The sequence below is a fragment of the Neobacillus sp. B24 genome, from assembly GCF_055381825.1.
The window spans coordinates 2,033,823-2,059,438 of record NZ_AP035777.1 but is presented as its reverse complement, the minus strand read 5'-3'; the positions used below and the strand labels follow the sequence as shown (position 1 = coordinate 2,059,438).

The window sequence follows — 25,616 nt, the reverse complement described above, 5'->3', positions numbered from 1 at the left end:
TTTTTTCCTTGTTAATAAAAGCTATACTTACTAGTATTATTTTACATGACTGTTTAATTCAAGCCTAAATAAAAAGAACTCTTAGCACAAAACTAAGAGTTCTACATTTGCTTTATTATGTTGCATGGAATACTGCCATTTAAAATAACCGTAAGGATAAATGATCTGATACATTTAGGACTGTTTACTTTATTAAATCCCCTTGTTCCGCAGAAACCTTAATCTCGCCAGATTTAATCTTTTCAGATACCTCTTTAACCTTTGCCAAAGCATCATCGCTCAAGTTAGGGTTTTTATCTGGTATTCCAACGCCATCGTTTTTAGCATCAAAAATTAATGTTTGGCCGCCAGGAAATTTACCCTCTAGTTGTTTCTGAATGACATCAAAAGTAGCATGATTGATTTTCTTCATTGCCGAGGTCAAGATAACTGATTTATTTCCTTCATAAACGCCATCTTCATATTGGTCATTATCAACTCCAACAACCCAAGCTTGTTTGCCTGCTTTCGCGCGGTTTTTTGCCTCTTTTATTACACCTACACCTACACCGCCAGCAGCAGTAAAGATGACATTTACACCACGATCAAACATTTGAGCTGCAATTTGTCCGCCGGCAGCCACATCAGTAAATGACCCTTGATAAATTACGTTTTCTTTCTTAATGCTAAGTTTTGTGCCAAAATTTTCATTGGCGTATTTTACACCCTGCTGGAAGCCCCAGTTAAACTTTTGTACTGCCGGGATTTCCATACCACCAATAAATCCGGCTTCACCTTCTTTTAATTGAGCCGCAGTTGCTACACCGGCCAAGAAGCCAGACTCCTGTTCAGCAAAAAAGATGGCAACTGTGTTATCCTTAACAACTGGTTTAAAGTCACCTTTGTGCGGGTTACCATCAAGGATGACAAACTTCGCATCTTTATATTTATCTTGTGCTTTGTATATAGCAGTTTCAAATTTAAATCCGGGAGTTACGATGAATTTATAACCAGCATCGTATAAATTGCCGATTTCTTTCATATATTCCGCTTCTGTCTCCCCAGACGGCTTTAGATACTTTTCCTGGATACCTAATTCTTTTTTAGCTTGCAGAATACCTTCCCAAGCACCTTGGTTAAAGGATTTATCATCAATTGTTCCTGCATCAGTAGACATACCTACTTTTAGTGCCTTTTTACCGCCGTCCTCGCCGCCTTTTTCAGTGCCGCCGCATGCTGCTAACAATGTACCCGCAGCTAAAACCAACGACATCATAAAGCCAAACTTACGTAATTTCATGGTGTTGTGCCTCCAAAAAATAGATTTGAATTTGTGAAATTGATTGGTCCCCATATCCAAAATGTTGAATATAGATTCTTCCTACAAGAGAAAAAGATAGATTCTCTATCTCAATCAAAAAAGCTTATTGCCCGCATTTCTATTATGTTTCCTCTGGCAGTTTCCAATCAAACACTTACTAATAGTAACCTAGTTACTTGCATAAGTAAACACCTTTTGTTTATATTTTTTACCTGCGCCAAAACTTATTCCTATAACCAGACCATAATTTCCCGTGCGACAAAAAAGGAACTCTTGGTTTAAAACCAAGAGCTCCTTTCATTACTTTTATTATCGTTTAGATGAATCAAACGGTTCCCCAGCTGCTTTTGGTGCTCGAGATGATTTTGAGAAAGCAACCAAAGCAATCAACGTCACCACATATGGAAAGATTTTTAAAACGATAGGCGGAAAAACTTGAAGTTCGGGTATAACTTGCGAAACGTTTGCAATCGTACTTGCAAAACCGAAAAACAAGGTAGCTGCTAACACACCCATTGGGCGCCACTGTCCAAAGATTAAGGAAGCTAACGCCAAAAAGCCTAGTCCGGCAACAGAACCGGTAAATTCCCCTGCATACGTAAGGATAATTGCTGCACCGCCAAGTCCAGAGAAAGCACCGGAAATCATTACCCCGGCATAACGGATTCTGTATACGTTTATTCCGGCAGCTTCAGAAGCCTGTGGAAATTCTCCACATGATTTTAAGCGCAGACCAAATTTCGTTTTATTAAGAATAAACGTACTAACGAAAAGAATCAATAAAATAAACCATGTTGTTGGATATGTCTTAGTAAAAAACAAATCGCCAATGACGGGAATATCAGAAAGTAGTGGAACATTGGATGGCGAAAATCCGTTGGTGATTCTAATGTTTCCACTCCCGGTAATATTTCTTGCCAAGAACACAGTCAAAGCCGTTGCAATCATGTTAATGGCGGTACCACTAATTACCTGGTCCGCACTTAAATTGATACTCGCAAAGGCATGCAATAAGGAAAATAACATTCCAATTACTGCTGCCGCCAATACTCCCACCCAAAGAACAAGGGTGGTATTCGTCCAGATATCCTGCAAGTAGTTTACTGTAAGGGCACTAGCAAATGCCCCCATGACCATTAAACCTTCCAGCCCGATATTTACAACCCCGCTTCGTTCACTAAACAGACCACCAAGAGCCGTTATAAGAAGTGGAATCGTGAAAACTATAGCATAAGGAAATATTTGTTCAATTATCGTCCACATTTTATGATACTCCCTTCTTACCAACGGATCCATTCGTTTCCTGCCTATTGGAACGGCGCTTGCTGAATTTATTTAATAAGCGTTCAATTAGTACACTCGTGGCAGCAAAATAGATAATAATAGCAATAATTGTATTGGCAAGTTCTGGCGGGATTTCGATCATTGCATTCATAAAACCTGTCCCGGAATATAAAATACCAAAAAGAATTGCGGCAAAAAAGGCACCGATTGGATTGTTTGCGCCCAATAATGCGACGGCAATTCCATCATATCCCTGAGATGGCAGAATACCGATTTGGATACTTGAAGCATTTCCCGTATATAGTGCCACACCACCAAGGCCGGCAAGTGCACCTGAAATGAGCATGGATAAAATAATATTTCGATTAACTTGCATACCTGCATATTCCGCAGCATGGCGGTTGAAGCCAACAGCCTTTAATTCAAAGCCCAATGTTGTTTTATCAATAATAAAAGCAATGATTAGAACGGCAATGATTGCAAAGAAAATCCCCAAATTGATATAGGACCCCTGAAACATGTCTGTTAGAAAAGGAACCCTCAAGGTTTGTGCCTCTTCCAATTTCCGGGATTCAGTTTCAAGGAATTCACCCTTAAAATAACCCGGTACCACATAATAAATTGTCCAATAGGCAATCCAGTTCATCATGATAGTTGAAACAACTTCATGCACATTGAACTTTGCTTTTAATACCCCAGGAATCAATGCCCATAAGGCTCCACCCAGAATACCAGCCAGAACCATCGCAAGAATCAAAACCGGTCTTGATAGATCAAAAGTTAAGGCTACTGCAGTGGCACATAATCCACCGACTAGCATCTGCCCGGACCCGCCGATATTAAATAGGCCTGTTCGGAAAGCAAAGGCAACAGACAGACCTGCAAAAATTAAGGGAGTGGCGGTCGCCAAAGTGTTACCAATCCGTTCAATATTTCTTAACGCACCTTGGAATAAGTAGGTATACCCTTCGATTGGATTGGCCCCAATAAAGAGCATCAAGAGTCCACCAGCAACCAGACCCAAAATAATTGCTATAATAGATACGATGGTTTGTCTCATACGCTTCTCTCCTTATTTACTCCAGCCATCATCAAGCCTACTTCGTTCTCATTCGTTTCCGAAGCATTAACAATGCCAATTAATTCTCCATTGTTAACGATGGCAATCCTGTCCGAAAGCTGCAAGACTTCGTCCAACTCCAAAGATACTAGAAGGACAGCCTTTCCTTTATCACGATGTTCTATCAACCGTTTATGAATATATTCAATAGATCCGACATCCAATCCACGAGTTGGTTGAACGGCAATCAAGAGGTCAGGGTTTAACTCCAATTCGCGCCCAATAATCGCTTTTTGCTGATTTCCCCCTGATAAAGTTCTAGCAACCGATGCTGCACCTTCTCCGGAGCGGACATCAAAATTTTCAATGATTTTTTTTGCATATTCCCGGATGGCAGACCTATTTAGCAACCCACGCTTGGCAAATGGAGGTTTATTATAAACTTCCAAAACCATGTTGGATTCCATTGTATAATCGAGTACGAGACCACGTCTATGTCTGTCTTCAGGAATATGGCTAATGCCTTTTTCGATTCTTTTGCGGATCGGAATATTCGTAATTTCTTCGCCATTTAAAAATATTGTTCCGGATTCAGCCTTGCGGAGCCCGGTAATCGCTTCCACTAGTTCTGACTGTCCATTTCCTTCAACTCCGGCAATCCCGACAATTTCCCCTTTTCTTACTTCAAGCGAGAAATTTTTTAATCCCAAGACTTTTCGGTTGTTTTTTACAGAAATATCATCTATTTTAAGTACAACATCTCCAGGCGTACTTTCTTTCTTATTCACTTCGAAGTTAACATGGCGGCCGACCATCATCTCAGCAAGACTTTCTTCACTTGCTTCTGCCACATTAACGGTTCCAATTCCCTTACCACGTCTAATAACGGTGCAACGATCGGCTACCGCTTTTATCTCTCTTAATTTATGAGTAATGATAATAATAGATTTACCTTCGTTGATCAGGTTACGCATGATCTTCATCAATTCGTCTATTTCAGCCGGTGTTAAAACGGCTGTTGGTTCATCAAATATAAGAACCTCTGCTTCACGATAAAGCATTTTCATGATTTCTACCCTTTGCTGCATACCTACAGAAATATCTTCAATCTTTGCATGCGGGTCAACATTTAAACCATAATGCTTTGATAATTCTTCAATTCTTTTCGAAGCTTTGGCAATATCGAGGACGCCCCCTTTTAAGGGTTCATTGCCAAGAATAATATTTTCTGTAACCGTAAAATTTTCAACCAGTTTAAAATGCTGATGGACCATTCCAATGCCAAGATCATTTGCAACATTGGGATTTGTGATACGAACTTCTTTCCCCCGAACCTTAATCTCTCCTCGTTCTGGCTGATACATTCCAAATAAGACACCCATTAAAGTTGATTTCCCGGCACCATTTTCACCTAATAATGCATGAATTTCTCCTTTTTTCAATGTCAGTGTGATATTATCATTTGCTACAATACCTGGGAATTCCTTCCTGATATTCAGCATTTCAACAACATAACTCATAATAGCACTCACCTTTATATTAGACTCAGGTTTCTTACAAAAATAGGGGTTCACCCTATTGCTGCACCAGAACTAAAAGATTCTTTTAAAAAACTTCAAGATCTTGAGCCAATGTGTTCTGTTTTAATATGGTTATTAAGCTGAACGGTAATACATAAAAGAGACGGAACAAGCCGTCTCTTTTATGACTCTTATTACTTGAATAAATCCCCTTGTTCAGCAGAGACTTTGATATCACCGGATTTAATCTTGTCAAATACTTCTTTTACTTTTGCAACTGTATCATCGCTCAAGTTAGGGTTTTTCTCAGGAATTCCAACCCCGTCAACCTTCGCATCAAAGGTTAATGTTTCTCCGCCTGGGAATTTTCCATCTAACTCACGCTGAATCATGTCATAAGATGCATGATCAATTTTCTTCATTGCAGAAGTTAAAATAATTGATTTATCGCCATCGTATTTACCATCATCAAACTGGTCAACGTCAACACCGACGATCCAAACCTTTTCCCCGGATTTCGCACGAGTTTTTGCTTCATTGATTGCTCCAACACCAACACCGCCAGCTGCAGCGTGGATTACGTCTACACCACGGTCGAACATTTGAGCAGCAATTTGCTGGCCAGCAGCAACGTTATCAAAAGATCCTTGATAAATTACGTTTTCCGCTTTAAGGGTAATTTTCGTACCTAAATTTTCGTTTGCGTATTTAATACCTTGTTGCCAGCCCCAGTTGAACTTTTGAACAGGAGGGATTTCCATACCGCCGATAAATCCTGCTTCTCCTTCTTTCAACTCAAGAGCAGCTGCTACGCCAGCAGCGAATCCAGCTTCTTGTTCAGCGAAAAAGATGGAGACAGTGTTATCCTTAAGAGCGGCTTTGCCATCACCTTTATGGGCAGTACCATCAAGGATGACAAATTTGGCATCTTTATATTTATCTTGTGCTTGGTAAACAGCAGTTTCAAATTTGAAACCAGGTGTCACGATGAACTTGTAACCGGCATCGTATAAGTTGCCAATTTCTTTGAGGTAATCAGCTTCTGTTGTTCCAGTTGGTTTAAGATACTTTGTTTGAATGCCAAGGTCATCTTTCGCCTTAAGAATCCCTTCCCATGTACCTTGGTTAAAGGATTTATCATCAATTGTACCGGAGTCGGTAACCATACCAACCTTAATAGATTTTTTGTCGCCGTTATCCTTACCGCCAGTACCTTCATCATCACCGCCGCCACATGCAGCTAACATTGTGCCTGCTGCTAAAACTAACGACGCGATTAAACCAAACTTACGCTTTTTCAAGTCATTGACCCCCTATATTGGTTTTTTGACATAGTAGGTATGAATTTTATCGGGACAGCTCATGCGTTCATAACTGTTTTAAATTAAACACGTTTTCGCAGCACATGAAAGCTGAACTTATCCGCTTTAAAATAGTTTACCGAGAATAGAACCGGTTCATCCATTTCATCGAAATGCATCTGTTTTAGTACCAACAGTGCAGTTTCGGGGTCGCATTCCAAAATGGGAGAAATTTTTTCGTGATAGCCAATTGGCTCGATTTGCGCAACCGCGTATGTAATTCTTCGGTTTGCCTCCCCGTCCAAAATGTTGAAGATTGATTCTTCTTCATGGGAGAAGGTTTCCGGCAATATATGTGCTGGCACTTTATCTATACAATAGACAACAGGTTCGCCATTTGCGGTCCTTACCCTTTCAATCACGACAATCTCCTCATCAGCAGAACATGAGAAACGGCGGATATCCTCTTCGGTAGGGTCTTGTTTCGATGATCTTAAGAAAATGGTTCCTGGCTTCATTCCAGCCTGCTTAATCATGTGAGTAACACTATTAAGCTGTTCAATACCCGAAGTAAACAATGGCTTTGCGTTTACAAAGGTGCCAACACCATGGCGCCTAATGATAACGTTTTCCTCTTCAAGTATGCGTAAAGCTTCTCGAAGCGTTGCCCTGCTCACTCCAAGCTGTTTGGCAAGATCGAATTCTGAAGGTAACTTTTCTTTTTCTTTATATACCCCATTTTCAATATCCTGCTTTAGGCGATCAATCACCTGCAAATACAAATGCCGGTTATCTGACTTTATGGACATGCTGCTTTCCCCCAGCCTTTTTCCTAAGACATCAGACCTCTGATATCATTCCTACTAATCGAAATTATATTATCATGTTTCTTGTTAAAATAAAATAGAATTTCATGATTTTGTCGAAAAAAGGCGTAAAGATTATGAATGGGTCAAATTTATTCCTTAACATATCAAATTTTCTGTTATAATAAAATATGTCATTTTTTTACTAGTCAAAAACAGGAAAAAAACAGGGCCATTTCTCCCTGTTTTTTTCTCATTTATGAACTTATTTCTTCATCTTGTTTTGTTATTAATACTGCACGCGGCTTACTGCCCTCATATGGACCAACTACACCCCGAACTTCCATTTCATCTATCAGTCGGGCCGCTCTGGTATATCCAATCCGAAAGCGGCGCTGCAGCATTGAAACGGATGCAGTTTGCATGTCAACGACAAGCTGAACTGCCTCATCATATAATTCATCATCGACCTCACCGACCGCCTCAGGAACGTCATCCGGAATCATTTCCTCTTGATACTGTGCCTTCTGCTGAGAAATAACATAGGAAACAGTATCTTCAACCTCTTCATCTGAAAGGAAGGCACCTTGGACCCGGACAGGTTTCGTAGCCCCCACCGGCATAAACAGCATGTCCCCTCTGCCAAGTAACTTTTCTGCTCCACCCATATCGAGGATTGTTCTTGAGTCAGTCGCACTTGAAACAGCAAAAGCTATTCGTGATGGGATATTTGCTTTTATGACCCCGGTAATGACATCTACAGAAGGACGCTGCGTGGCAATGATTAAATGGATACCAGCAGCGCGCGCCATTTGCGCAAGCCGGGTAATTGAATCTTCCACATCTGATGATGCCACCATCATTAAGTCTGCCAGCTCGTCTACAATAACCACAATATATGGCAGGAGCGGCTGTTTATCATTTCCCTCAAGGTTATGGGTCCTTACATGGTCATTGTAGACTTCAATATTACGCGTTCCTGTGTGGGAAAACAGCTCATATCTCCGCTCCATCTCACTGACAACCTTTTTCAAAGCCTGTGAAGCTTTTTTGGCATCCGTCACAACCGGAGCGAGTAAATGTGGAATGCCATTGTAAACATTCAACTCTACCATTTTAGGGTCAATCATCATTAATTTCACTTCATGCGGCTTTGCCCGCATTAGCAGACTCGTGATAATCCCGTTTATACAAACACTTTTTCCGCTTCCCGTTGCCCCGGCTACAAGCAAGTGTGGCATTTTGTTTAATTCGGCCATTACAGCCTCCCCGGTAATATCTCTGCCAAGCCCAATCATAAGCTTGGCATCCGGTTTATTATTCTGCGTTGCTTCCAACACCTCGCGCAGGGAAACCATTGCCACTTCCGAATTTGGCACTTCAATCCCGATAGCAGACTTTCCGGGAATCGGAGCTTCAATTCGAATCCCTTTAGCGGCAAGCGCTAGTGCAATATCATCACTCAAACTGACGATTTTACTTACTTTTACACCCACATCGGGATGAACTTCATATTTTGTAACGGCAGGCCCCAAATGGACTTGGGTTACCCTGGCCTTTACACCAAAGCTTTGGAATGTTCGTTCAAGTTTAGCGGCATTCTTATTGATCAGTTCAAATTCGCCGCTTTGGTCTGTTTTCTTAGGCATTTTCAAAAGCCTGAGCGATGGCAGTTGATAATCGACATTTTCCACCTCTACTTCTGTAAAGGTGATTGGCGGTGTCTGATCCTCTTCTTCCTCTACTTTTTTGCTTCGCCTTGATCGCGTTTGTTCCTTACTTGGTTTATCCTTCGGCGTTTCTTCCAAATAGGCTCGATCAGCAAAACTAGAGATAATCGGCTCCGGAATGTTCGGGTCGTCTACAGGAGGTATCTGCCCGGCATTAATAATGGGCGGAACTTCAGTCTGCTGATTTTCCTGTCCTTGCTGGCTCCTGGTACTGCGTTCATTCTTGCGATCCTGCTGTTTTTGCTTCCATTGGGTCACATCGCTCTTAAAGGCGGCCCATTGATTTTTCGAAAAACCAAAAATCGCAAGGATGATCTTTCCGACAAAATCGCCGAAGGATTTTCCCGTTAACAAAATAAACCCGACCAGGATAAAAATGAATGCGATAATCTTCGTCCCGGTTTCCGCAAACAAATAATGAAATAACGCATAAAGAACAGCGCCAAGAATCCCGCCACCAAGGTCGGTCGTACTCGTTTCACCACGCAATTCCATCATAAACAATTCCCATGTATTCCCGATTACACTGGGATTCTCAAATTTTCCTTCGTTTGTTAATAAGTGAAACAGAGTTACATGGCTTAATAATAGGATGGCTGAGACAATAAAATAGCTGCCCACTAATTTAATATGAAAGAAAAATGGTATTTCCCTTTTCCACATCAAATAAATACTTAACAGGACAAGGCCCAGCAAACTGAGCATGTACCATTCACCCATCCAAAAACGGAAGAAAAGAACGGTAGCCCTCCCAACAGCCCCAAGCTTGGCTATTGAGATAATCGCAATTGCAAGTATCAATAAAGCAGATAGCTCATATTTAACGGTTCTTTTTAGCTGTGTATCCCTTCGCTTAGGTTGTCGTTTCTTTTTTTTAGCCATTTAATCACCTTGGTCATTCATCATTTTGATTGCTATCATTTTCAATAGTGCCCATCCAAAAAGGCAGAAAAGCAGCCCTATTAACTGGCTGCTCTTGTCACGTTTCCCTCATTATACCATAGTCTTTTACTAGATTTCCTGATATCCATTCAGATTTGCAAAAGAAATTTTCGTACCCGGGCAGATTTGCTCATTTAAAAAATGCTGTGGGTCACTGCTTAAAATCCGGATCACTTGGGCATACTGCCCATCGACAGCTTCCACCATAAGGGGAACACCCTGATAGGAAACCATCTGTTGGTTGGCAGCAGCTTCTGATTCGTGGGGGAAGATTAATTCTTGCGGCATCATCGTGTAAAGGATCATTGGATCAACCCCTCTTTATTGTCCCGTTTCAATTCTATCAGTTCATTTAACTTTTTCATGGCCTGGCCAAGACCGCCTATTTCATCAATGAGCCCGACTTTAACTGCATCAGCCCCGATGACATTTGTGCCGATATCCCTGGTTAAATTTCCTTTTGCAAACATGAGATCTTTAAACGTTTCCTCCTGAATTTTGGAATGCTTAGTCACGAAATTAACGACTCGTTCTTGCATTTTATCCATGTATTCAAATGTTTGCGGCACTCCGATTACCAAGCCTGTAAGCCTGATTGGGTGAATTGTCATGGTCGCTGTTTCGGCAATGAACGAATAATCACAGGATACAGCGATTGGTACGCCAATCGAATGTCCTCCGCCTAAAACAATCGAAACTGTTGGTTTTGATAGTGTGGCAAGCATCTCGGATATCGCCAGACCTGCCTCCACATCACCGCCGACAGTATTTAAAATAATCAGCAAGCCCTCTATGTTAGGATTTTGCTCAATTGCTACCAACTGGGGAATAAGATGTTCATATTTTGTCGTTTTATTTTGCGGCGGCAAGGCAAGATGTCCCTCAATTTGGCCGATAATCGTTAAACAATGGATTTTGGAATCCGGTGAAAGCTGCGGTACATTGGTCTGTCCAAGCTGTTGGATCTTTTCTATTAAAGTGGAGGCCGGCTTTTCTTCTTTTTGGGGTTCACCGCCTCCTTGGTCATTGGATTGATTTCTATATAAATCCCGATCCATTCTGATACTCCCTTTCAAACATGATATACTCTAGTATTTACATGCAACGGGAAATCATGCTTGATATTTTCATACAAAAAGACACCGGGCGTGCCGGTGCCTTTATATTACACTTCCATGATAATAGGCAGGACCATTGGTCTGCGCTTTGTTTTTTCGAATAAGAAACGATTTAAACCATCCCTGATTTCCTGTTTTAAACTGGCCCAATCAAATGTTTCTTTGGCGATATTTCGTTCAACAATCTCCCGAACCAGCTTTGTTGAGTCATCCATTAATTTTTCCGATTCCCGGACATAGACAAAGCCCCTCGAGATAATTTCTGGACCTGCAGCAATCTTCTTCTCTTGTTTTGTAAGGGTAACAACAACGATGAGGATTCCATCCTGGGACAATAGTTTACGGTCACGCAAGACGATATTGCCAACATCGCCAACTCCAATCCCATCAATCAGGGTATTGCCAGAAGGAACTTTTCCGGTAATGGAAAATCTGTTATCTTTCCACTCCACAACATCACCACGGTCAGGAATACAGATCTTTTCATCTGGTATGCCGCATTCAATGGCAATTTTCCGGTGTGCCTTCAGCATTCGGTATTCACCATGGACAGGAATAAAGAATTTTGGCTGCATCAAATTAATCATAAACTTTAATTCTTCTTGGCTTCCATGACTGGAAACATGGATCGTACGCTTTCCGGACACGACATTGGCTCCTGCGCGGAAAAGCATGTCAACGGTTTTAAATAAAAATACTTCACTTCCCCGGAGCGGCGAGGCCGCGATCAGAACTGTATCACCTTGCTGGATATTCACCAACTTATGTGACTGCTTAGCCATTTTTTGCAACGCTTCAATTGGTTCACCTTGACTACCAGTCATTAGAACAACGATTTGGCGATCCTGATAATTCTTTAATTCATCAATGGAAATAATTAAATCATCCGCAACATCCAAATAGCCCAAATCTAAAGCAATATGATAAATTCGCTCCAGGCTTTTGCCTACTACGGCAACTTTTCGATGGCTTTCCTTAGCGGCATCAAAGATATGCTGGATTCTGTTAATATCTGAAGCAAAACAGGCAGCAATAATTCTTCCCTGTGCATTATAGAAGGCATTTGACATTTCACGTTCTACAATTGCCTCTGAGGTGGTGTACCCAGGCTTTTCGGCTTCTGTACTATCGGACAATAAGCATAAAACTCCCTGCTCACCAATCGCAGCCATTTTCCCAATTTCCGGCTTGTACAGTTTTGTCGCTGCCTGATCAAATTTAAAGTCACCGGTGTAAACAATGACTCCTTCGGAAGTATGTATGCATACTCCAACTGAATCAGGAATACTATGATTGGTTCTGAAAAAGCTTACATGAACAGAATCCAATTCCACAACTGTATCGGAATCTACTTCTATAAAAGTTGGTCTTTTTGAATAATCCTGTTCCTTAAGCTTTGCACCCGCAAGTGCCAGAGTCAACTTTGTTCCGTAAACAGGAACATCTGTCTGACGCAAAACATAGGAAAGCGCACCAATATGATCTTCATGTCCATGAGTTAGAAAAATAGCTTTGACCCGATCCTTATTTTCTTTTAAGTAGGTAAGATCTGGAATAACCATATCAATGCCCAACATTTCTTCCTCGGGGAACATTAAGCCGGCATCAATAATCAATATGTCCTTGTCCACTTCTACAAGATACATATTTTTTCCGATTTCTCCTACACCACCAAGTGGGATAACCTTGATGGATTGATTTTTTTTCTTTATCACGATCACTTTCCTCCTAAGTTGAATTACAATCCAGCCAGAAACCAAGGCTCTGGCTATTCTGTCGCCGATCATCAAAATCAGTTATGTTTATTATACTTTAAATAGGAAAACCTTTACAATCAAAAAAAGAAAACCAGCGCTGGCTGGTTTTCTTGAATATTACAAACTATTTAAAACTGAAGCTAAGGTAGAACGTTCCTGCTCTGTCAATCCTACTAGCGGCAGTCTGACAGAACCGACATCCAAACCCTTCAATTGCAAAGCAGTTTTAACTGGTGCTGGGCTTGGTGCTTTAAATAGCCCTTCCATAATCGGAAGCACCTTTCGATGCAAGGCGGCCGCATTTTTTGTTTCCCCATCAAAAAATGCCTTAACCATCTCCTGCATTTCATTCCCGATAACATGTGAAGCAACGGAAACCACTCCTGCTCCCCCGATTGCAAGGATAGGAAGTGTGACGCTATCATCACCGCTGTAAAGGACAAAATCATCATCCGTATTAGCAATAATGTGTGCCATTGCATTTAGATTACCGCTCGCTTCTTTTACCGCAACAATATTCGGAACTTTGGAAAGTCGAATAATCGTTTCAGGAGCAATATTAACCGCTGACCGACTCGGGATGTTATAGACCATAACCGGAAGGGATGCAGCCTCTGCGACTGCTTTAAAATGCTGGTAAAGACCCTCCTGGTTAGGCTTATTGTAATATGGCGCAACAACCATAATACCGTCAACACCAAGCTGCTCCGCCTTTTTCGTTAATTCAATCGAGGCATAGGTGTTGTTGCTGCCCGTCCCGGCAATAACAGGGATTCTTTTGTTTACAGCCTTAACGACATGATCAAATAATGCCAACTTCTCTTCCTTCGATAATGTCGGTGATTCTCCTGTGGTCCCCGCAACAACAAGCGAATCCGTACCATTTTCAATTAAATAATTTACCAACTTCGTGGTCTTTGCAAAGTCTATATGCCCTTTATTATCAAAAGGGGTGACCATCGCCGTTGCTACTCTCCCGAAGTGAACCATTGTCTTACTCCTTTCAAAAACAGATGCATTTTTTTAAAGCAAATGCCTATTGGTCTTTTAGAAATCTGTTGCATTTAATTCAAGCGATTCTTCTTCTAAATGAAACGCGTCATGTAAAGCATTAACCGATTTTACCAAATCATCTTGTTTCACAAGGACCCAGATCGTGGTATGGCTGTCTGCCGATTGTAAAATGCGGATTCCTTGATCGGAAAGAGCTGTTACGATTTTGGAAGTAACCCCCGGCACACCCGCGATTCCCGCACCGACCACCGATACTTTGGCACAATGCCGTTCTACCACGGGGTCATGTCCCAGTTGATTTAACACGCGTATTGCTTTATCCGACATTTCATCGGTAACCGTGTAAACGACTCCGTTTGGTGAAATATTGATAAAATCAACACTGATTTTCTCATTAGCCATCGCTTTAAAAACCTCAGCTTGCAAGTAATACTGGTCTTTTTTGGCAAAGACTTTAATTTGTGTGACATTGGAAACATGAGCGATACCTGTTACCAATCGTTCTTTAATATCACTTCCACGATTATGTTTGTTAATGGACGTGACCAATGTTCCAAGGGAATCAGAATAGGTCGAGCGAATGCGAATTGGAACCTTAGCCTGCATCGCAATTTCAACGGCTCTTGGATGAATGACCTTTGCCCCCTGGTAGGCCATATTGCAAACCTCTGTATAGGTTACAACAGAAAGTGGTCTGGCATTTTCCGCAATGCGCGGGTCAGCCGTCATGATTCCTTCCACATCGGTAAAAATATCTATCCATTCGGCATTAAGGGCTGCTCCAAGAGCTGCTGCTGATGTATCACTGCCCCCACGGCCAATAGTTGTGACATCGCCATTTTTAGCCGCCCCTTGAAAGCCCGCTACAACCACAACATCGTGATTCTCAAGCTCTCTCAAAAGCCGGTCACATTTCATTTCAATAATTTTTGCATTTGTATGATCGTTATTTGTTCTAAATCCAGCTTGCGCGCCTGTTAATGCTGCAGCATTGATCCCGCTTTCGACAAGCATGTTTGTAAATACAATACTTGAAATGACTTCGCCACAAGACATTAAAATATCGAATTCCCGTTTAGAAAGCTGGCTTACATTTCCGCCAATTAGTGATAGGAGTGTATCCGTTGCATACGGGTCGCCATTTCTCCCCATTGCCGATACGACAACTACCACCTTATAGCCTTCACCCAACGCCTTCTCAATATGTCCTTGTGCTTGTATTCTGCTTTCTTCATCTTTGACAGATGTACCGCCAAATTTTTGAACGATGATTTTCATGGTGACACCAAAACCTGCCTTTTTTGGCTTTTATTTTACTATACCTAAATTCACTAATCTTTCCGCTATTTGTACTGAATTCCAGGCTGCCCCTTTAAGTAGGTTATCGGAAACAACCCACATATGAAAACCTCGTGGTTCATCAATATCATTTCTAATTCTTCCTACGAAGACATCATTTTTCCCAACACAATCTGCCGGCATTGGGTAAATTTGATTTTCAGGGTCGTCCTGTAAAATCACACCCGGAGCATCCTTGAGCAGCGCTTTAATTTCGGCTGCACTCACGTTATCTGATTCAATTTCAAAGTATACCGATTCCGAATGGCCAACTGCAACAGGTAAACGAACGCAAGTAGCGGATACCCGTAAATCTGGCATATGCATAATTTTCTTTGTTTCATTGATCATTTTCATTTCTTCAAATGTATATCCATTTTCTTGGAATTTATCAATTTGCGGAATCGCATTGAACGCTATTTGATAATGCTTTTTATCTGATTTTACTGGCAGAATATTTGTTTCATAGGACTCGCCATTTATGATTGCCTTTGTCTGCCCCATTAATTCTTCCACCGCTGCTGCACCAGCACCGGATACTGCCTGATAGGTTGAAACAATGACCTTTTTCAAACCGTATTTTTGACGAATTGGTTCAAGCGCAACAACCATTTGGATGGTAGAGCAATTTGGATTGGCAATGATACCATTATGTTGATGTAAATCTGCTTCATTCACCTCTGGAACCACTAAAGGAATATCCGTATCCATTCGGAATGCACTTGTGTTGTCCACAACAATGGCTCCGCGTTTAACCGCTTCAAGAGCAAGTTCCTTTGAAACACTTCCACCGGCACTGAATAAGGCAATATCTACACCTTCAAAGCTATCTGGTGTTGCTTCCTGAACGGTATATTCCTGGCCATTTACTTCAAGGATTTTCCCTGCAGAACGAGCCGAAGAAAGTAAAGTAAGTTTGCTGATTGGAAAATTCTCCTTGACTAATGTTTGGATCATTTGTTGTCCAACCGCTCCTGTTGCACCTACAACTGCCACATGAAATCCATTTTGCTGATTCATCTTTTGTTCCCCTTTCAAATACACTGGCCGGTTATTCCCTATAACAGCTATTTTTCCAGTATCATTATTAATATATTGGTAAACCACATCAGTGGGTTAAGGAAACAACCCACTGATAAATGATTATTTTATTTTATCATAATCCCGGAAAGAAATAACCTTTTTTCACCTTGGGGTCATAAAATTAGTCAGCGTCTTTGTACCTTTCTACTAATACTGGCTGAAGCTGTCTGCCTTCCATTGCCGCTTCCACTGTTTCCTGCAGCATTGTCATTCTCGCTACCATTGAATTTGGCTTTTTAATCGGATCATCCTGCCCATATGGGATAAAGTAAATATGTTTTGTCGCCATTAATCTCATTAAATTCACGCCATTTAAACCGAGAGCATCATTGGTAGATATCCCGAGAACAACCGGTTTTAAGTTTCGTAAGGTTGCTTTTGCCGCCATTAACACGGGACTGTCATTCATGGCATTGGCAAATTTGCTCATCGACACACCCGTTAATGGAGCAATGATCATGCAGTCCAATGGCATTTTAGGTCCTAATGGTTCAGCTTTAACAATCGAATCAATGACCTTATGACCAGTTAAATCCTCAATCCGCTCAACCCAGTCCTCTCCCTTCCCAAACCGGGTATCTGTATTTTTTACAGTAAAGGTGACAATCGGAACCACTTCGGCACCCGCTTGAACCAGCTTTTCGATTTCTGGAAACACGGCGTCATACGTACAATGTGACCCAGTAAGGCCAAATCCAATTCTTTTCCCTTTCAAATTCATTACGCATTCCCCTTTCTATTCTGATGGGACTCATGGAGTAATTGTGTCAGAACATCTGCTAAAATTTGCCCGGCCGTTTTCGGCGCGACAATCCCCGGCAAGCTTGGCGCCAGCAGCGCTTTAATCCCACGTTTCTCCGCATAACGGAAATCGGTTCCTCCAGGTTTTGACGCAATATCGATCACGAGGGTATGGGTTGGGAGTTTGGCAATAACCGAGGGAGTCACAATCAATAAGGGAATTGTATTAATTAAAATATCTGTGTTTGTTACCTCTTTTTCTGTATTGTCTAGTTGAAACGGTGTAAGCCCCATTTCAGTGATTCTGGCAAGATGCTCACTCTTTCTTGCCCCAACCTTTACTCTTGCACCTAAGGCATGAAAAGCTCTTGCAATACTCATACCGCAGCGCCCCAACCCGAGCACGGTAACATTGGAGCCATGAATGGTAAAGTCCGTATGCTGGATGGCCATCATAATCGTTCCTTCCACTGTAGGAATGGAGTTATAAATGGCCACATCATCTCTTGCAAACAACTGAACAAGTTGTCTCTTGGACTGATTTACAATTCCGTTTAAATAGGAATTGGTTATTCCTGAATAGATCGTGCAATGTTCGGGTGTCTTTGAAAGAATATCTTCTGTTAAGACCACTTTCTCATTAGAGAAAATCGTCTCTACTTGCCCTTCTAAATTCGTGCCGGCTACTGGCAAAATAATGGCATCTATATTCGAAAAATCAACCTCATCCAGCTTTTCCTTGACTGCACCGGTGAAGGCGTGGTCAAGCTGCTCGAAACCAATTAGTGACAATCTTGCATCCAATTCGGTTAACTTTCGGATAATTTCCAGCTGTCTGGCATCTCCACCAATAACGGCTAGCTGTATCCCTGTCAGCATGAAAACATTCACCTTCTTTTTTTAAAGATCCTTTCGCGCTTCTCTTTCCTCTTTTCACTTCAACATCTTATGTAATGATGATTCATTCGGTGAGTATTCCAACTGCGAGAAATAAAAAAAGCCCAAGCAAATCGATTTGCTTGAGCTTTCAAAGTATTTATTCCTCTTCTTGGACATCGATAATAATCATATCTGAACCTATTTTTTTGATATGCTGCCACGGAACCCGAATTTCTTCCCCTTGTTTACGGAACCCGAACCATTTTACCGAAGGGATCAATAAAGCTTGGATTTGTCCGGTTGCTTCATTGATTTCCAAATCGGTCTGGCCCAGCACACCAAGCCGCTCAGCCTTTTTCACATCGACTATTTCCTTCCCGCTTAACTCGCTCAGCCTCATACCTGGAACTCCTCTCTACCCTTTTCTAATAGTTTATAGAAGGAAGTCCCTATTTAGACTAATGAAAAAACAGTTCGGAAACCGAACTGTTTAGATTAATTTATTTGGGAATTCTCCGTCTGGACTGATTAATGAAACAGAGAATTTATCTGTAAAGATACTTCGTGCCATTTCGTCCACGCCTGCTTTAGTGACTTGGTCAATTTGTTCAATGATTTCATCAAGAGAACGATGGCGTTTTAATAACAGCTCATTTTTGCCGTTACGGCTCATCCGGCTGTTTGTGCTTTCGAGACTTAGCATTAAGCTGCCTTTTAGCTGCTCTTTGCTGTTCGTCAATTCTTTGTCGGTAATTCCCGTTTGTTTTAATTTATCGAGCGTTTCCTGAATCGTTTCAAATAAAACATCCAGCTGCTTCGCCCCTGTTCCGCCATAGATCGTAACGATCCCGCTATCCTGATAGGCAGAGTGGTAGGAAAAGACCGAATAAGCCAAACCGCGCTGCTCCCTAACCTCTTGAAATAATCTGGAGCTCATGCTGCCGCCAAGAATATTATTTAAGGTAATCAGGCTGTAAATATCCTCATGTCCCACCTTTAACCCTTCAAATCCAATACAAAGATGGGCTTGCTCTGTTTCCTTTTTACGGGAAATCCGATTGGAATGAAACCCTGGGATATTCTCAAATTCCTCATTACTGCCACCGCTATAAGAACCAAAATAGGTTTCAACCTCTTTAATAAAGGTTTCCGGCACATTCCCAGCAATGGAAACAACTACATTCTCAGGAGTATAGCGTTCATGGATATAATCTTTAAGGGATTGCCCGGAAAAAGTATTTAATGTTTCATCCGTTCCCAAAATCGGATAACCGAGTGGATGATCTTCGTAAACTGCCCGGCTAAGCAAATCGTGAACGATGTCATCTGGTGTGTCCTCATACATTTTAATTTCTTCAAGGACAACATTTTTTTCTTTCTTTAATTCCTCTTCCACGAAGGTTGAGTTAAAGAACATATCAGCAAGGACGTCCAAAGCGAATTTAGAATGATTATCGAGAACCTTGGCGTAATAACAAGTATATTCCTTGGATGTAAATGCATTTACCTGTCCGCCAATGCTATCAAAGGATTCAGCAATTTCCTTGGCACTTCTGGTCTTTGTACCTTTGAAGAACATATGCTCCAGGAAATGGGAAATTCCATTTGTTTGCGGATTTTCATTTCTTGACCCCGTTCCAATCCAAATCCCAATTGCGACCGAGCGAACGGTAGGAATTTGTTCTAATACAATTCTTACTCCATTTTGGCATGTATATTTGTTTATCATCGACTTCCTCCTGTCTTCAAACAACAGATGCTTCTTCCAATAGATAATTATACCTATAATAGCTATTTTATCCAACTATTAGGTCTTTGACCCGATTATTTTATGATTCTTTCTTCGTTCATCAATTGGGATACTGTGCCAATTTTTAGGTTTTTCTGCTTAATTAATGTAATTAGTCGGTCCAGCGATTTTGCAGTGGAGTCAGTTGGATGCATTAACACCATGGAACCATTATCAATTTTTGAAATTACTCGGTTTATTAAGACATCCGGTGTCGGTTTTTTCCAATCAACGGTATCCACTGTCCACAATACGGTTTTCATATTTAGTTCTGATGCGATTTTAACGGTTTCATCCCGGTAACTGCCGCTTGGCGGTCCGAACCATTCCACTTTCTTTTCAGTGACCGCTTCTATAATTTCATTTGTTTTTACCATTTGTTCTCTAGCCTGTGCTGCAGTGAGCTTGGCCATGTCAGGATGGGAATACGAATGGTTGCCCACCTCATGACCGGCACTTACGATCATTTTTGCCAGTTCAGGATTTTTTTTAACCCAATTGCCTTCCAGAAAAAAACTAGCTGAGACGTTATGTTTTTTCAAGGTCGCCAGCATGTCCGATATATACTCATTGCCCCATGCAACATTTATGATAAAACTAACCATTGGCTTATCGGGATGCCCTCTATAAATGGGTGAGGGCGGCAGATCATTTAGACTGACCTTCGGTTTGATTTGCGAATAGACGAGTTTCTTTTCGTCAAAAGCCCCTTTTGCTTTCATATTTTTATAGGAAGCTTCAACGTCAATCTTAACCCCGTTGTACCCAGGCATCGCCTTCCATACTCGGTCTATTTTGGCATCAGAAGCAGGTTGTTCATATGTAGAAGATTGTTTAACAATCTCTTGATAAAGCTCATCCGTCTCTTTTAAGGCGGGTTGTTCAGCAGGCTTTAGCGTACTAAGATATTTGTTTACAAACGGATTGTTTACGGCTACCCAGGCAGCTAAGCATATGATTAAAATTAAACTTACCCTTTTCATTTACCTTTCCCCCTCTTCTATACAGATTATGTATCTAAGGGACAAGGTAGAACATAAAGCGGAAGCGCCTTGATCAGGGGCGACAGGCATAAGACGAGCCGGCAGGAAGGCTGTTTTTTAGCCTTCTTGACGGATTGGCTTATGACCCCGAGCCCCTAGGCGATGGAGCTATACAGTTTCAAATTTCAAAGAATGTGAAAAAAGTCAGGGACAGCTTATGCCCCTGACTTTTTAATGCTAAGGCTGGTTATTGATTTTGTTCCGCTTTTTCTCGCTGCTCTTTAAGAACGGCTTTGCGGGATAGGTTAACACGGCCTTGTTTATCAATTTCGGTTACTTTCACAAGAATTTCATCGCCAATTTTGAGGACATCTTCGACTTTTCCAACTCTTTCTTCAGCCAGTTCGGAAATATGGACTAGTCCATCTTTGCCGGCAAAAATCTCGACGAAGGCTCCGAATTTCTCAATTCGTTTTACTTTTCCAAGATACAATTGTCCTACGACTACCTCGCGGACAAGATCTTCGATGATTTTTTTCGCTTTTTGGTTCATTTCAGGGTCACTGGATGCAATAAAAATGGTACCGTCTTGTTCGATATCAATTTTTACGCCAGTTTCCTCAATAATCTTATTGATTTGCTTACCGCTTGGTCCAATAACATCACGGATTTTATCCGGGTTAATGGTCATTGTCAAGATTTTTGGAGCAAACTTAGATAGCTCTGCTCTAGGTTCATTAAGTGTTGCCAGCATCGAGTTCAAAATTTGCATTCTGCCCACTTTGGCCTGCTGTAAAGCTTCCTCTAAAATTTCACGAGAAAGACCCTCAATTTTAATGTCCATTTGCAGGGCTGTTACACCTTTTGACGTACCAGCTACTTTGAAGTCCATATCGCCAAGGTGATCTTCCATTCCTTGGATATCGGTTAACACAGTATAATATTCACCCGATTTTACAAGACCCATGGCAATTCCGGCAACCGGTGCTGTAATTGGCACCCCTGCATCCATCATTGCCAATGTACTAGCACAAATACTAGCCTGTGAAGTGGAACCGTTTGATTCCAAAACTTCGGATACTAGGCGGATTGTATATGGGAAATCTTTTTCGGATGGTATAACTGGTTCTAGGGCACGTTCCCCTAATGCACCATGGCCAATTTCACGGCGGCCAGGTCCACGAATTGGACCTGTTTCCCCAACACTAAAAGAAGGGAAATTATAATGATGCATAAAGCGTTTTTCTTCTTCAATTCCAAGTCCATCAAGGATTTGAACATCTCCCATAGCACCTAGTGTACAAATGCTTAACGCCTGGGTTTGACCGCGGGTAAACAATCCTGAACCATGAGTACGCGGCAAGATGCCAACCTGTGACGACAATGGGCGAATTTCATCAATTTTCCGGCCATCCGGGCGAACCTTTTCAACCGTAATTAAACGGCGTACTTCCGCTTTGACCATCTTGTCCAAAATCTGTTTAATCTGTTTAAGATCGTCATCATTCGCTTCTTGCTCCTGATATTTTAATAACACGCGCTCTTTAACGTTTTTAATAGCATCCTCACGGGCATGTTTTTCTTGAACCTGAATAGCAGCAATTAAATCTTCTTCACACATGCCTCTGACTTCAGCTTCAAGTTCTTTATCTAATTCAAATAGCGTAATTTCTCTCTTTGGCTTGCCAATTTCGGCAACTATTTTTTCTTGGAATTCAATCAGGCGTTTGATTTCATCATGACCAAACATAATGGCCTCAAGCATAATTTCCTCTGGTACTTCGAGAGCACCCGCTTCAACCATATTAATGGCATCTTTTGTTCCAGCAACTGTCAGATGGATATCACTTTTTTCTGCCTGTTCCACAGTTGGATTAATCACAAACTCATTATCAATCCGGCCAACAACTACTCCAGCAATTGGACCTTCAAATGGAATATCTGAAGTGCTAAGAGCTAAAGACGAACCAAACATAGCCGCCATTTCTGTCGAACAATCTTGGTCCACACTCATGACAATGCTAATCACTTGGACATCATTTCGAAAGCCATCTGCAAAAAGCGGTCTAATTGGCCGGTCAATTAGACGGCTGGCCAAAATCGCCTTTTCACTCGGGCGTCCTTCACGTTTAATAAAGCCGCCTGGAATTTTACCGACTGCGTACAGCCGTTCTTCGTAGTTAACAGTTAATGGGAAAAAGTCTAAGTTTTTTGGTTCCTTTGATGCAGTTGCAGTACTTAATACTGCTGTATCTCCATAGCGGACCATTACGGCACCATTTGCCTGCTTAGCAAGTTGTCCGATTTCGACCGTCAGTTTGCGGCCAGCCCATTCTATGGAATACACATGTTTCTCTTGGTCCATATTTATTGCCCCTCTCTATCTAAATCACTTAGGAGGATGATGCGAACAAAACAGTCGCAATAATCATCTTTCTAAAGATAAATATATGAATAATGGCTTGAAAAGCCTATGTTTTCATTTAAATTAGTATTAGTATGCACAAAAAAGTGTTAACTTAAAAATATGTATGATGCAAAAAAAACAAATAGTTTTATAACTAACAAAAAAGCGGGAAAAATCCCGCTTCTGAAATACTAACGACGTAGACCAAGCTTATTGATTAACACACGGTAACGTTGAACATCTTTGTTACGAAGGTAAGTCAAAAGATTACGACGTTTACCGACCATTTTCAAAAGACCGCGACGTGAGTGGTGATCTTTTTTGTGAGTGCGTAAATGATCGTTGAGTTTGTTAATTTGCTCAGTAAGGACAGCGATTTGAACCTCTGCAGATCCAGTATCGTTCTCATGAGTTTTGAACTCGTTGATGATTTCATTTTTGCGTTCTTGAGTGATTGCCATCCGTATTCACCTCCTAATTTCCTAATCCCCTGTTACCGAGCAAGCGTCGGTGACTCGTCTTGCCAAGCAAAGGTTATTTTTAATACGTATTTAAGAATACAACGTTTTATTGCAAAATGCAAGTTTTATCGCCCTAGATATTGTAGAAAAACCTATTTGATCGGCAAAGTTCAGATCGTTTGTCGGTTTTTCTGAAAATAGGCAATGGAATGTTCCTTATCTTTATTAATTTGAGTCACAAGCTCGTCTATCCCTGAGAACTTTTGCTCTTTTCGCAGGTACATATGCCATTCGACGACAACCTCTGCCCCATAAATATCCTGCGCAAAATCAAATAGATGAACCTCTACAGTTTGCTTTACTAATTCATTATTAAAAGTAGGTTTATAGCCAACGTTGCAAACACCATTATACCAGCAATTATTCACTTTCATTTTGACAGCATAAACCCCGACTGGCGGAATGATATAGTCGCTATTTGTATCAATATTAGCAGTAGGGAACCCAATGGTTCTCCCGCGCTTATCGCCGTGGACGACGAGCCCCGAAGTGGTGTAGTATCTACCTAACAATGAAGGCAGTTCGTTCATTTTCCCCTCTTTAATTAAGGTGCGAATTCTGGTCGAACTGACTTTTTCGTCACTTTCTGTGAATTTGGGGACGACAGTAAAAGTAAATTGCTCACGGGAATGGAATGGTAAGGTTTCCATTGTTCCTTTTCCCATCCGTCCATAGGTAAAATCAAAGCCCGCGACTACATGTTTCGCATTAAGCCCGATGACATATTGATCAACAAACTCTTGCGGAAGCAGCGAGGCAAATTCAACTGTAAAATGAACAATAAAAAGATAATCGATTCCAAGTTCTTCGATAATCTTTATTTTCTCAGCTAAAGGCGTGATAAATTGGACATTGGTATTGCTTTTCCCCAATACAACAGATGGATGAGGATCAAATGTCATTACGGCACTTTTGATGCCAAGAGCAAGCGCTTGTCTTTTTGCCTCCAAAATAACCTGCTGGTGTCCGCGGTGAACCCCATCAAAATATCCAAGCGCCATTGCTAATGGGGGATAATCATGCTCGGTGTCTAGTGGAAACTTTAACTTTTGAACTTTCAAATGAAACTCACCTTTTCTATACTGGAACCTTATATCTGATTATTTCTTAATACCTTATCAGGTTTAAGCAAGCCCGGTTTACCAGGATGCTTTGAATAAACCGCAAGTGCCATTCCATCCTTGGTTTCAGCAACAATTGGCCCGGTATAGCTATTAAACTGTTCAGGTATGGGTAGAAGTGCTCCATTTTTCACTTTCTCTGATACTTTATCATTAATAAGCAATTTCGGCAAATGAGAAAGTGCGGACTCCAACGGTCTTAATACACTCGAAATTTCCCCTTCAGTCATCAGTTCTTCAATTTCAGCAAAAGTCAAGCAATCATCCAATGTATAGGTCGCCGATTGAATTCTTGTCAAATTGGACATATGGGCAGGGAATCCAAGCGCTTCTCCAATCATGACTGCCAATGTACGAATATATGTCCCTTTACTGCAGCTAACACGGAACTTGAAGCGAATTTCTTCTCCGGTAAACTCACTTCTTTCATCCACCAATTCAATACCATAAATCGTTACTATTCTAGTTGGCCGTTCAACCTCAATGCCTTTTCTGGCATATTCATACAGGCGTACCCCTCCGACTTTAACCGCTGAATACATCGGTGGGGTCTGACTGATTTCCCCTGTTAAAGATTTTAGGACACTCAGTATTTCTTCACGTGAAATTGGCCGGTCGACTTCTTTTTTCTTCACTACTTCACCGGAAGCATCTTCTGTAGTCGTAGAAAAACCGAGCGTGACCTCTCCTTCATAAGCCTTTCCGGCATCGGTAATATACTCCGCCACTTTGGTCGCTCTTCCTATACAAATAGGAAGAACCCCTGTCACATCGGGATCAAGCGTACCAGTATGGCCAACTTTTTTAGTCTTTAGAATTTTTCTTAATTTAAAAACACAATCGTGACTGGTTAATCCGGCAGGTTTATATAAGGGTAGTATCCCTTCCATTTCATCCAACTTCCCTTCATTTCCGAAAAAAA

22 protein-coding genes are annotated in these 25,616 nt (G+C 41.3%); all 22 read right to left on the bottom strand.

What is annotated here, in order from left to right:
- Window positions 1-184 precede the first annotated feature (184 nt).
- Window positions 185-1,279: a BMP family lipoprotein gene (locus tag ACZ43M_RS10280; protein WP_464507308.1), complete on the bottom strand. Its 1,095-nt coding sequence runs from the start codon at window positions 1,277-1,279 to the stop codon at window positions 185-187.
- Between the two features lie 330 nt (window positions 1,280-1,609).
- Window positions 1,610-2,563, bottom strand: a complete 954-nt coding sequence (locus ACZ43M_RS10275) for an ABC transporter permease (protein ID WP_464507307.1) — start codon at window positions 2,561-2,563, stop codon at window positions 1,610-1,612.
- Window position 2,564: 1 nt separating this feature from the next.
- Window positions 2,565-3,644, bottom strand: coding sequence for an ABC transporter permease (locus ACZ43M_RS10270; RefSeq protein ID WP_464507306.1), 1,080 nt, complete (start codon window positions 3,642-3,644; stop codon window positions 2,565-2,567).
- Window positions 3,641-5,164, bottom strand: coding sequence for an ABC transporter ATP-binding protein (locus tag ACZ43M_RS10265; RefSeq protein WP_464507305.1), 1,524 nt, complete (start codon window positions 5,162-5,164; stop codon window positions 3,641-3,643). Before ACZ43M_RS10265 ends, ACZ43M_RS10270 begins: the two co-directional genes overlap by 4 nt.
- A 194-nt stretch (window positions 5,165-5,358) precedes the next feature.
- Window positions 5,359-6,465, bottom strand: a complete 1,107-nt coding sequence (locus ACZ43M_RS10260; RefSeq protein ID WP_464507304.1) for a BMP family lipoprotein — start codon at window positions 6,463-6,465, stop codon at window positions 5,359-5,361.
- An 83-nt stretch (window positions 6,466-6,548) separates the two neighbouring features.
- Window positions 6,549-7,274, bottom strand: a complete 726-nt coding sequence (locus ACZ43M_RS10255) for a GntR family transcriptional regulator (protein ID WP_464507303.1) — start codon at window positions 7,272-7,274, stop codon at window positions 6,549-6,551.
- Window positions 7,275-7,528: 254 nt separating this feature from the next.
- Complete coding sequence (locus tag ACZ43M_RS10250) at window positions 7,529-9,883, bottom strand: DNA translocase FtsK (protein ID WP_464507302.1); 2,355 nt, start codon at window positions 9,881-9,883, stop codon at window positions 7,529-7,531.
- A 129-nt stretch (window positions 9,884-10,012) separates the two neighbouring features.
- Entirely contained in the window at window positions 10,013-10,249 is a 237-nt protein-coding gene (locus ACZ43M_RS10245; RefSeq protein WP_464507301.1) for a YlzJ-like family protein, read from the bottom strand.
- Window positions 10,246-11,001, bottom strand: a complete 756-nt coding sequence (locus ACZ43M_RS10240) for a ClpP family protease (RefSeq protein WP_464507300.1) — start codon at window positions 10,999-11,001, stop codon at window positions 10,246-10,248. The genes ACZ43M_RS10245 and ACZ43M_RS10240 overlap by 4 nt, the downstream gene beginning before the upstream one ends.
- 107 nt (window positions 11,002-11,108) lie before the next feature.
- Window positions 11,109-12,776 carry a ribonuclease J gene (locus ACZ43M_RS10235; RefSeq protein ID WP_464507299.1) on the bottom strand — a complete coding sequence of 556 codons (1,668 nt, stop codon included), beginning with the start codon at window positions 12,774-12,776 and terminating at the stop codon, window positions 11,109-11,111.
- Between the two features lie 159 nt (window positions 12,777-12,935).
- Window positions 12,936-13,808, bottom strand: a complete 873-nt coding sequence (gene dapA, locus ACZ43M_RS10230; protein WP_464507298.1) for a 4-hydroxy-tetrahydrodipicolinate synthase — start codon at window positions 13,806-13,808, stop codon at window positions 12,936-12,938.
- Window positions 13,809-13,865: 57 nt separating this feature from the next.
- A complete protein-coding gene (gene dapG / locus ACZ43M_RS10225; protein ID WP_464507297.1) occupies window positions 13,866-15,110 on the bottom strand; it encodes an aspartate kinase in 1,245 nt (414 codons plus the stop codon).
- A 30-nt stretch (window positions 15,111-15,140) separates the two neighbouring features.
- Window positions 15,141-16,190: an aspartate-semialdehyde dehydrogenase gene (gene asd / locus ACZ43M_RS10220; protein ID WP_464507296.1), complete on the bottom strand. Its 1,050-nt coding sequence runs from the start codon at window positions 16,188-16,190 to the stop codon at window positions 15,141-15,143.
- A 184-nt stretch (window positions 16,191-16,374) separates the two neighbouring features.
- Window positions 16,375-16,974, bottom strand: coding sequence for a dipicolinate synthase subunit B (gene dpaB / locus ACZ43M_RS10215; RefSeq protein ID WP_464507295.1), 600 nt, complete (start codon window positions 16,972-16,974; stop codon window positions 16,375-16,377).
- Window positions 16,974-17,873: a dipicolinic acid synthetase subunit A gene (gene dpaA / locus ACZ43M_RS10210; RefSeq protein WP_464507294.1), complete on the bottom strand. Its 900-nt coding sequence runs from the start codon at window positions 17,871-17,873 to the stop codon at window positions 16,974-16,976. Before dpaA ends, dpaB begins: the two co-directional genes overlap by 1 nt.
- Before the next feature lie 157 nt (window positions 17,874-18,030).
- Window positions 18,031-18,273, bottom strand: a complete 243-nt coding sequence (locus tag ACZ43M_RS10205; protein WP_464507293.1) for a YlmC/YmxH family sporulation protein — start codon at window positions 18,271-18,273, stop codon at window positions 18,031-18,033.
- A gap of 90 nt (window positions 18,274-18,363) precedes the next feature.
- Window positions 18,364-19,602: a M16 family metallopeptidase gene (locus ACZ43M_RS10200; protein WP_464507292.1), complete on the bottom strand. Its 1,239-nt coding sequence runs from the start codon at window positions 19,600-19,602 to the stop codon at window positions 18,364-18,366.
- A 95-nt stretch (window positions 19,603-19,697) separates the two neighbouring features.
- Window positions 19,698-20,645 (bottom strand): polysaccharide deacetylase family protein, encoded by a 948-nt coding sequence (locus ACZ43M_RS10195; protein WP_464507291.1) that lies wholly within the window; start codon window positions 20,643-20,645, stop codon window positions 19,698-19,700.
- A 247-nt stretch (window positions 20,646-20,892) separates the two neighbouring features.
- Window positions 20,893-23,010 (bottom strand): polyribonucleotide nucleotidyltransferase, encoded by a 2,118-nt coding sequence (pnp, locus tag ACZ43M_RS10190; RefSeq protein ID WP_464507290.1) that lies wholly within the window; start codon window positions 23,008-23,010, stop codon window positions 20,893-20,895.
- Window positions 23,011-23,243: 233 nt separating this feature from the next.
- On the bottom strand, window positions 23,244-23,513 hold the full coding sequence (rpsO, locus tag ACZ43M_RS10185) for a 30S ribosomal protein S15 (RefSeq protein WP_464507289.1): 270 nt from the start codon (window positions 23,511-23,513) through the stop codon (window positions 23,244-23,246).
- A gap of 170 nt (window positions 23,514-23,683) precedes the next feature.
- The gene (gene ribF, locus ACZ43M_RS10180; protein ID WP_464507288.1) at window positions 23,684-24,634 is read right to left on the bottom strand and encodes a bifunctional riboflavin kinase/FAD synthetase; all 951 of its coding nucleotides are present in this window, start codon (window positions 24,632-24,634) and stop codon (window positions 23,684-23,686) included.
- A gap of 29 nt (window positions 24,635-24,663) precedes the next feature.
- On the bottom strand, window positions 24,664-25,584 hold the full coding sequence (truB, locus tag ACZ43M_RS10175; RefSeq protein WP_464508001.1) for a tRNA pseudouridine(55) synthase TruB: 921 nt from the start codon (window positions 25,582-25,584) through the stop codon (window positions 24,664-24,666).
- Window positions 25,585-25,616: the final 32 nt, after the last annotated feature.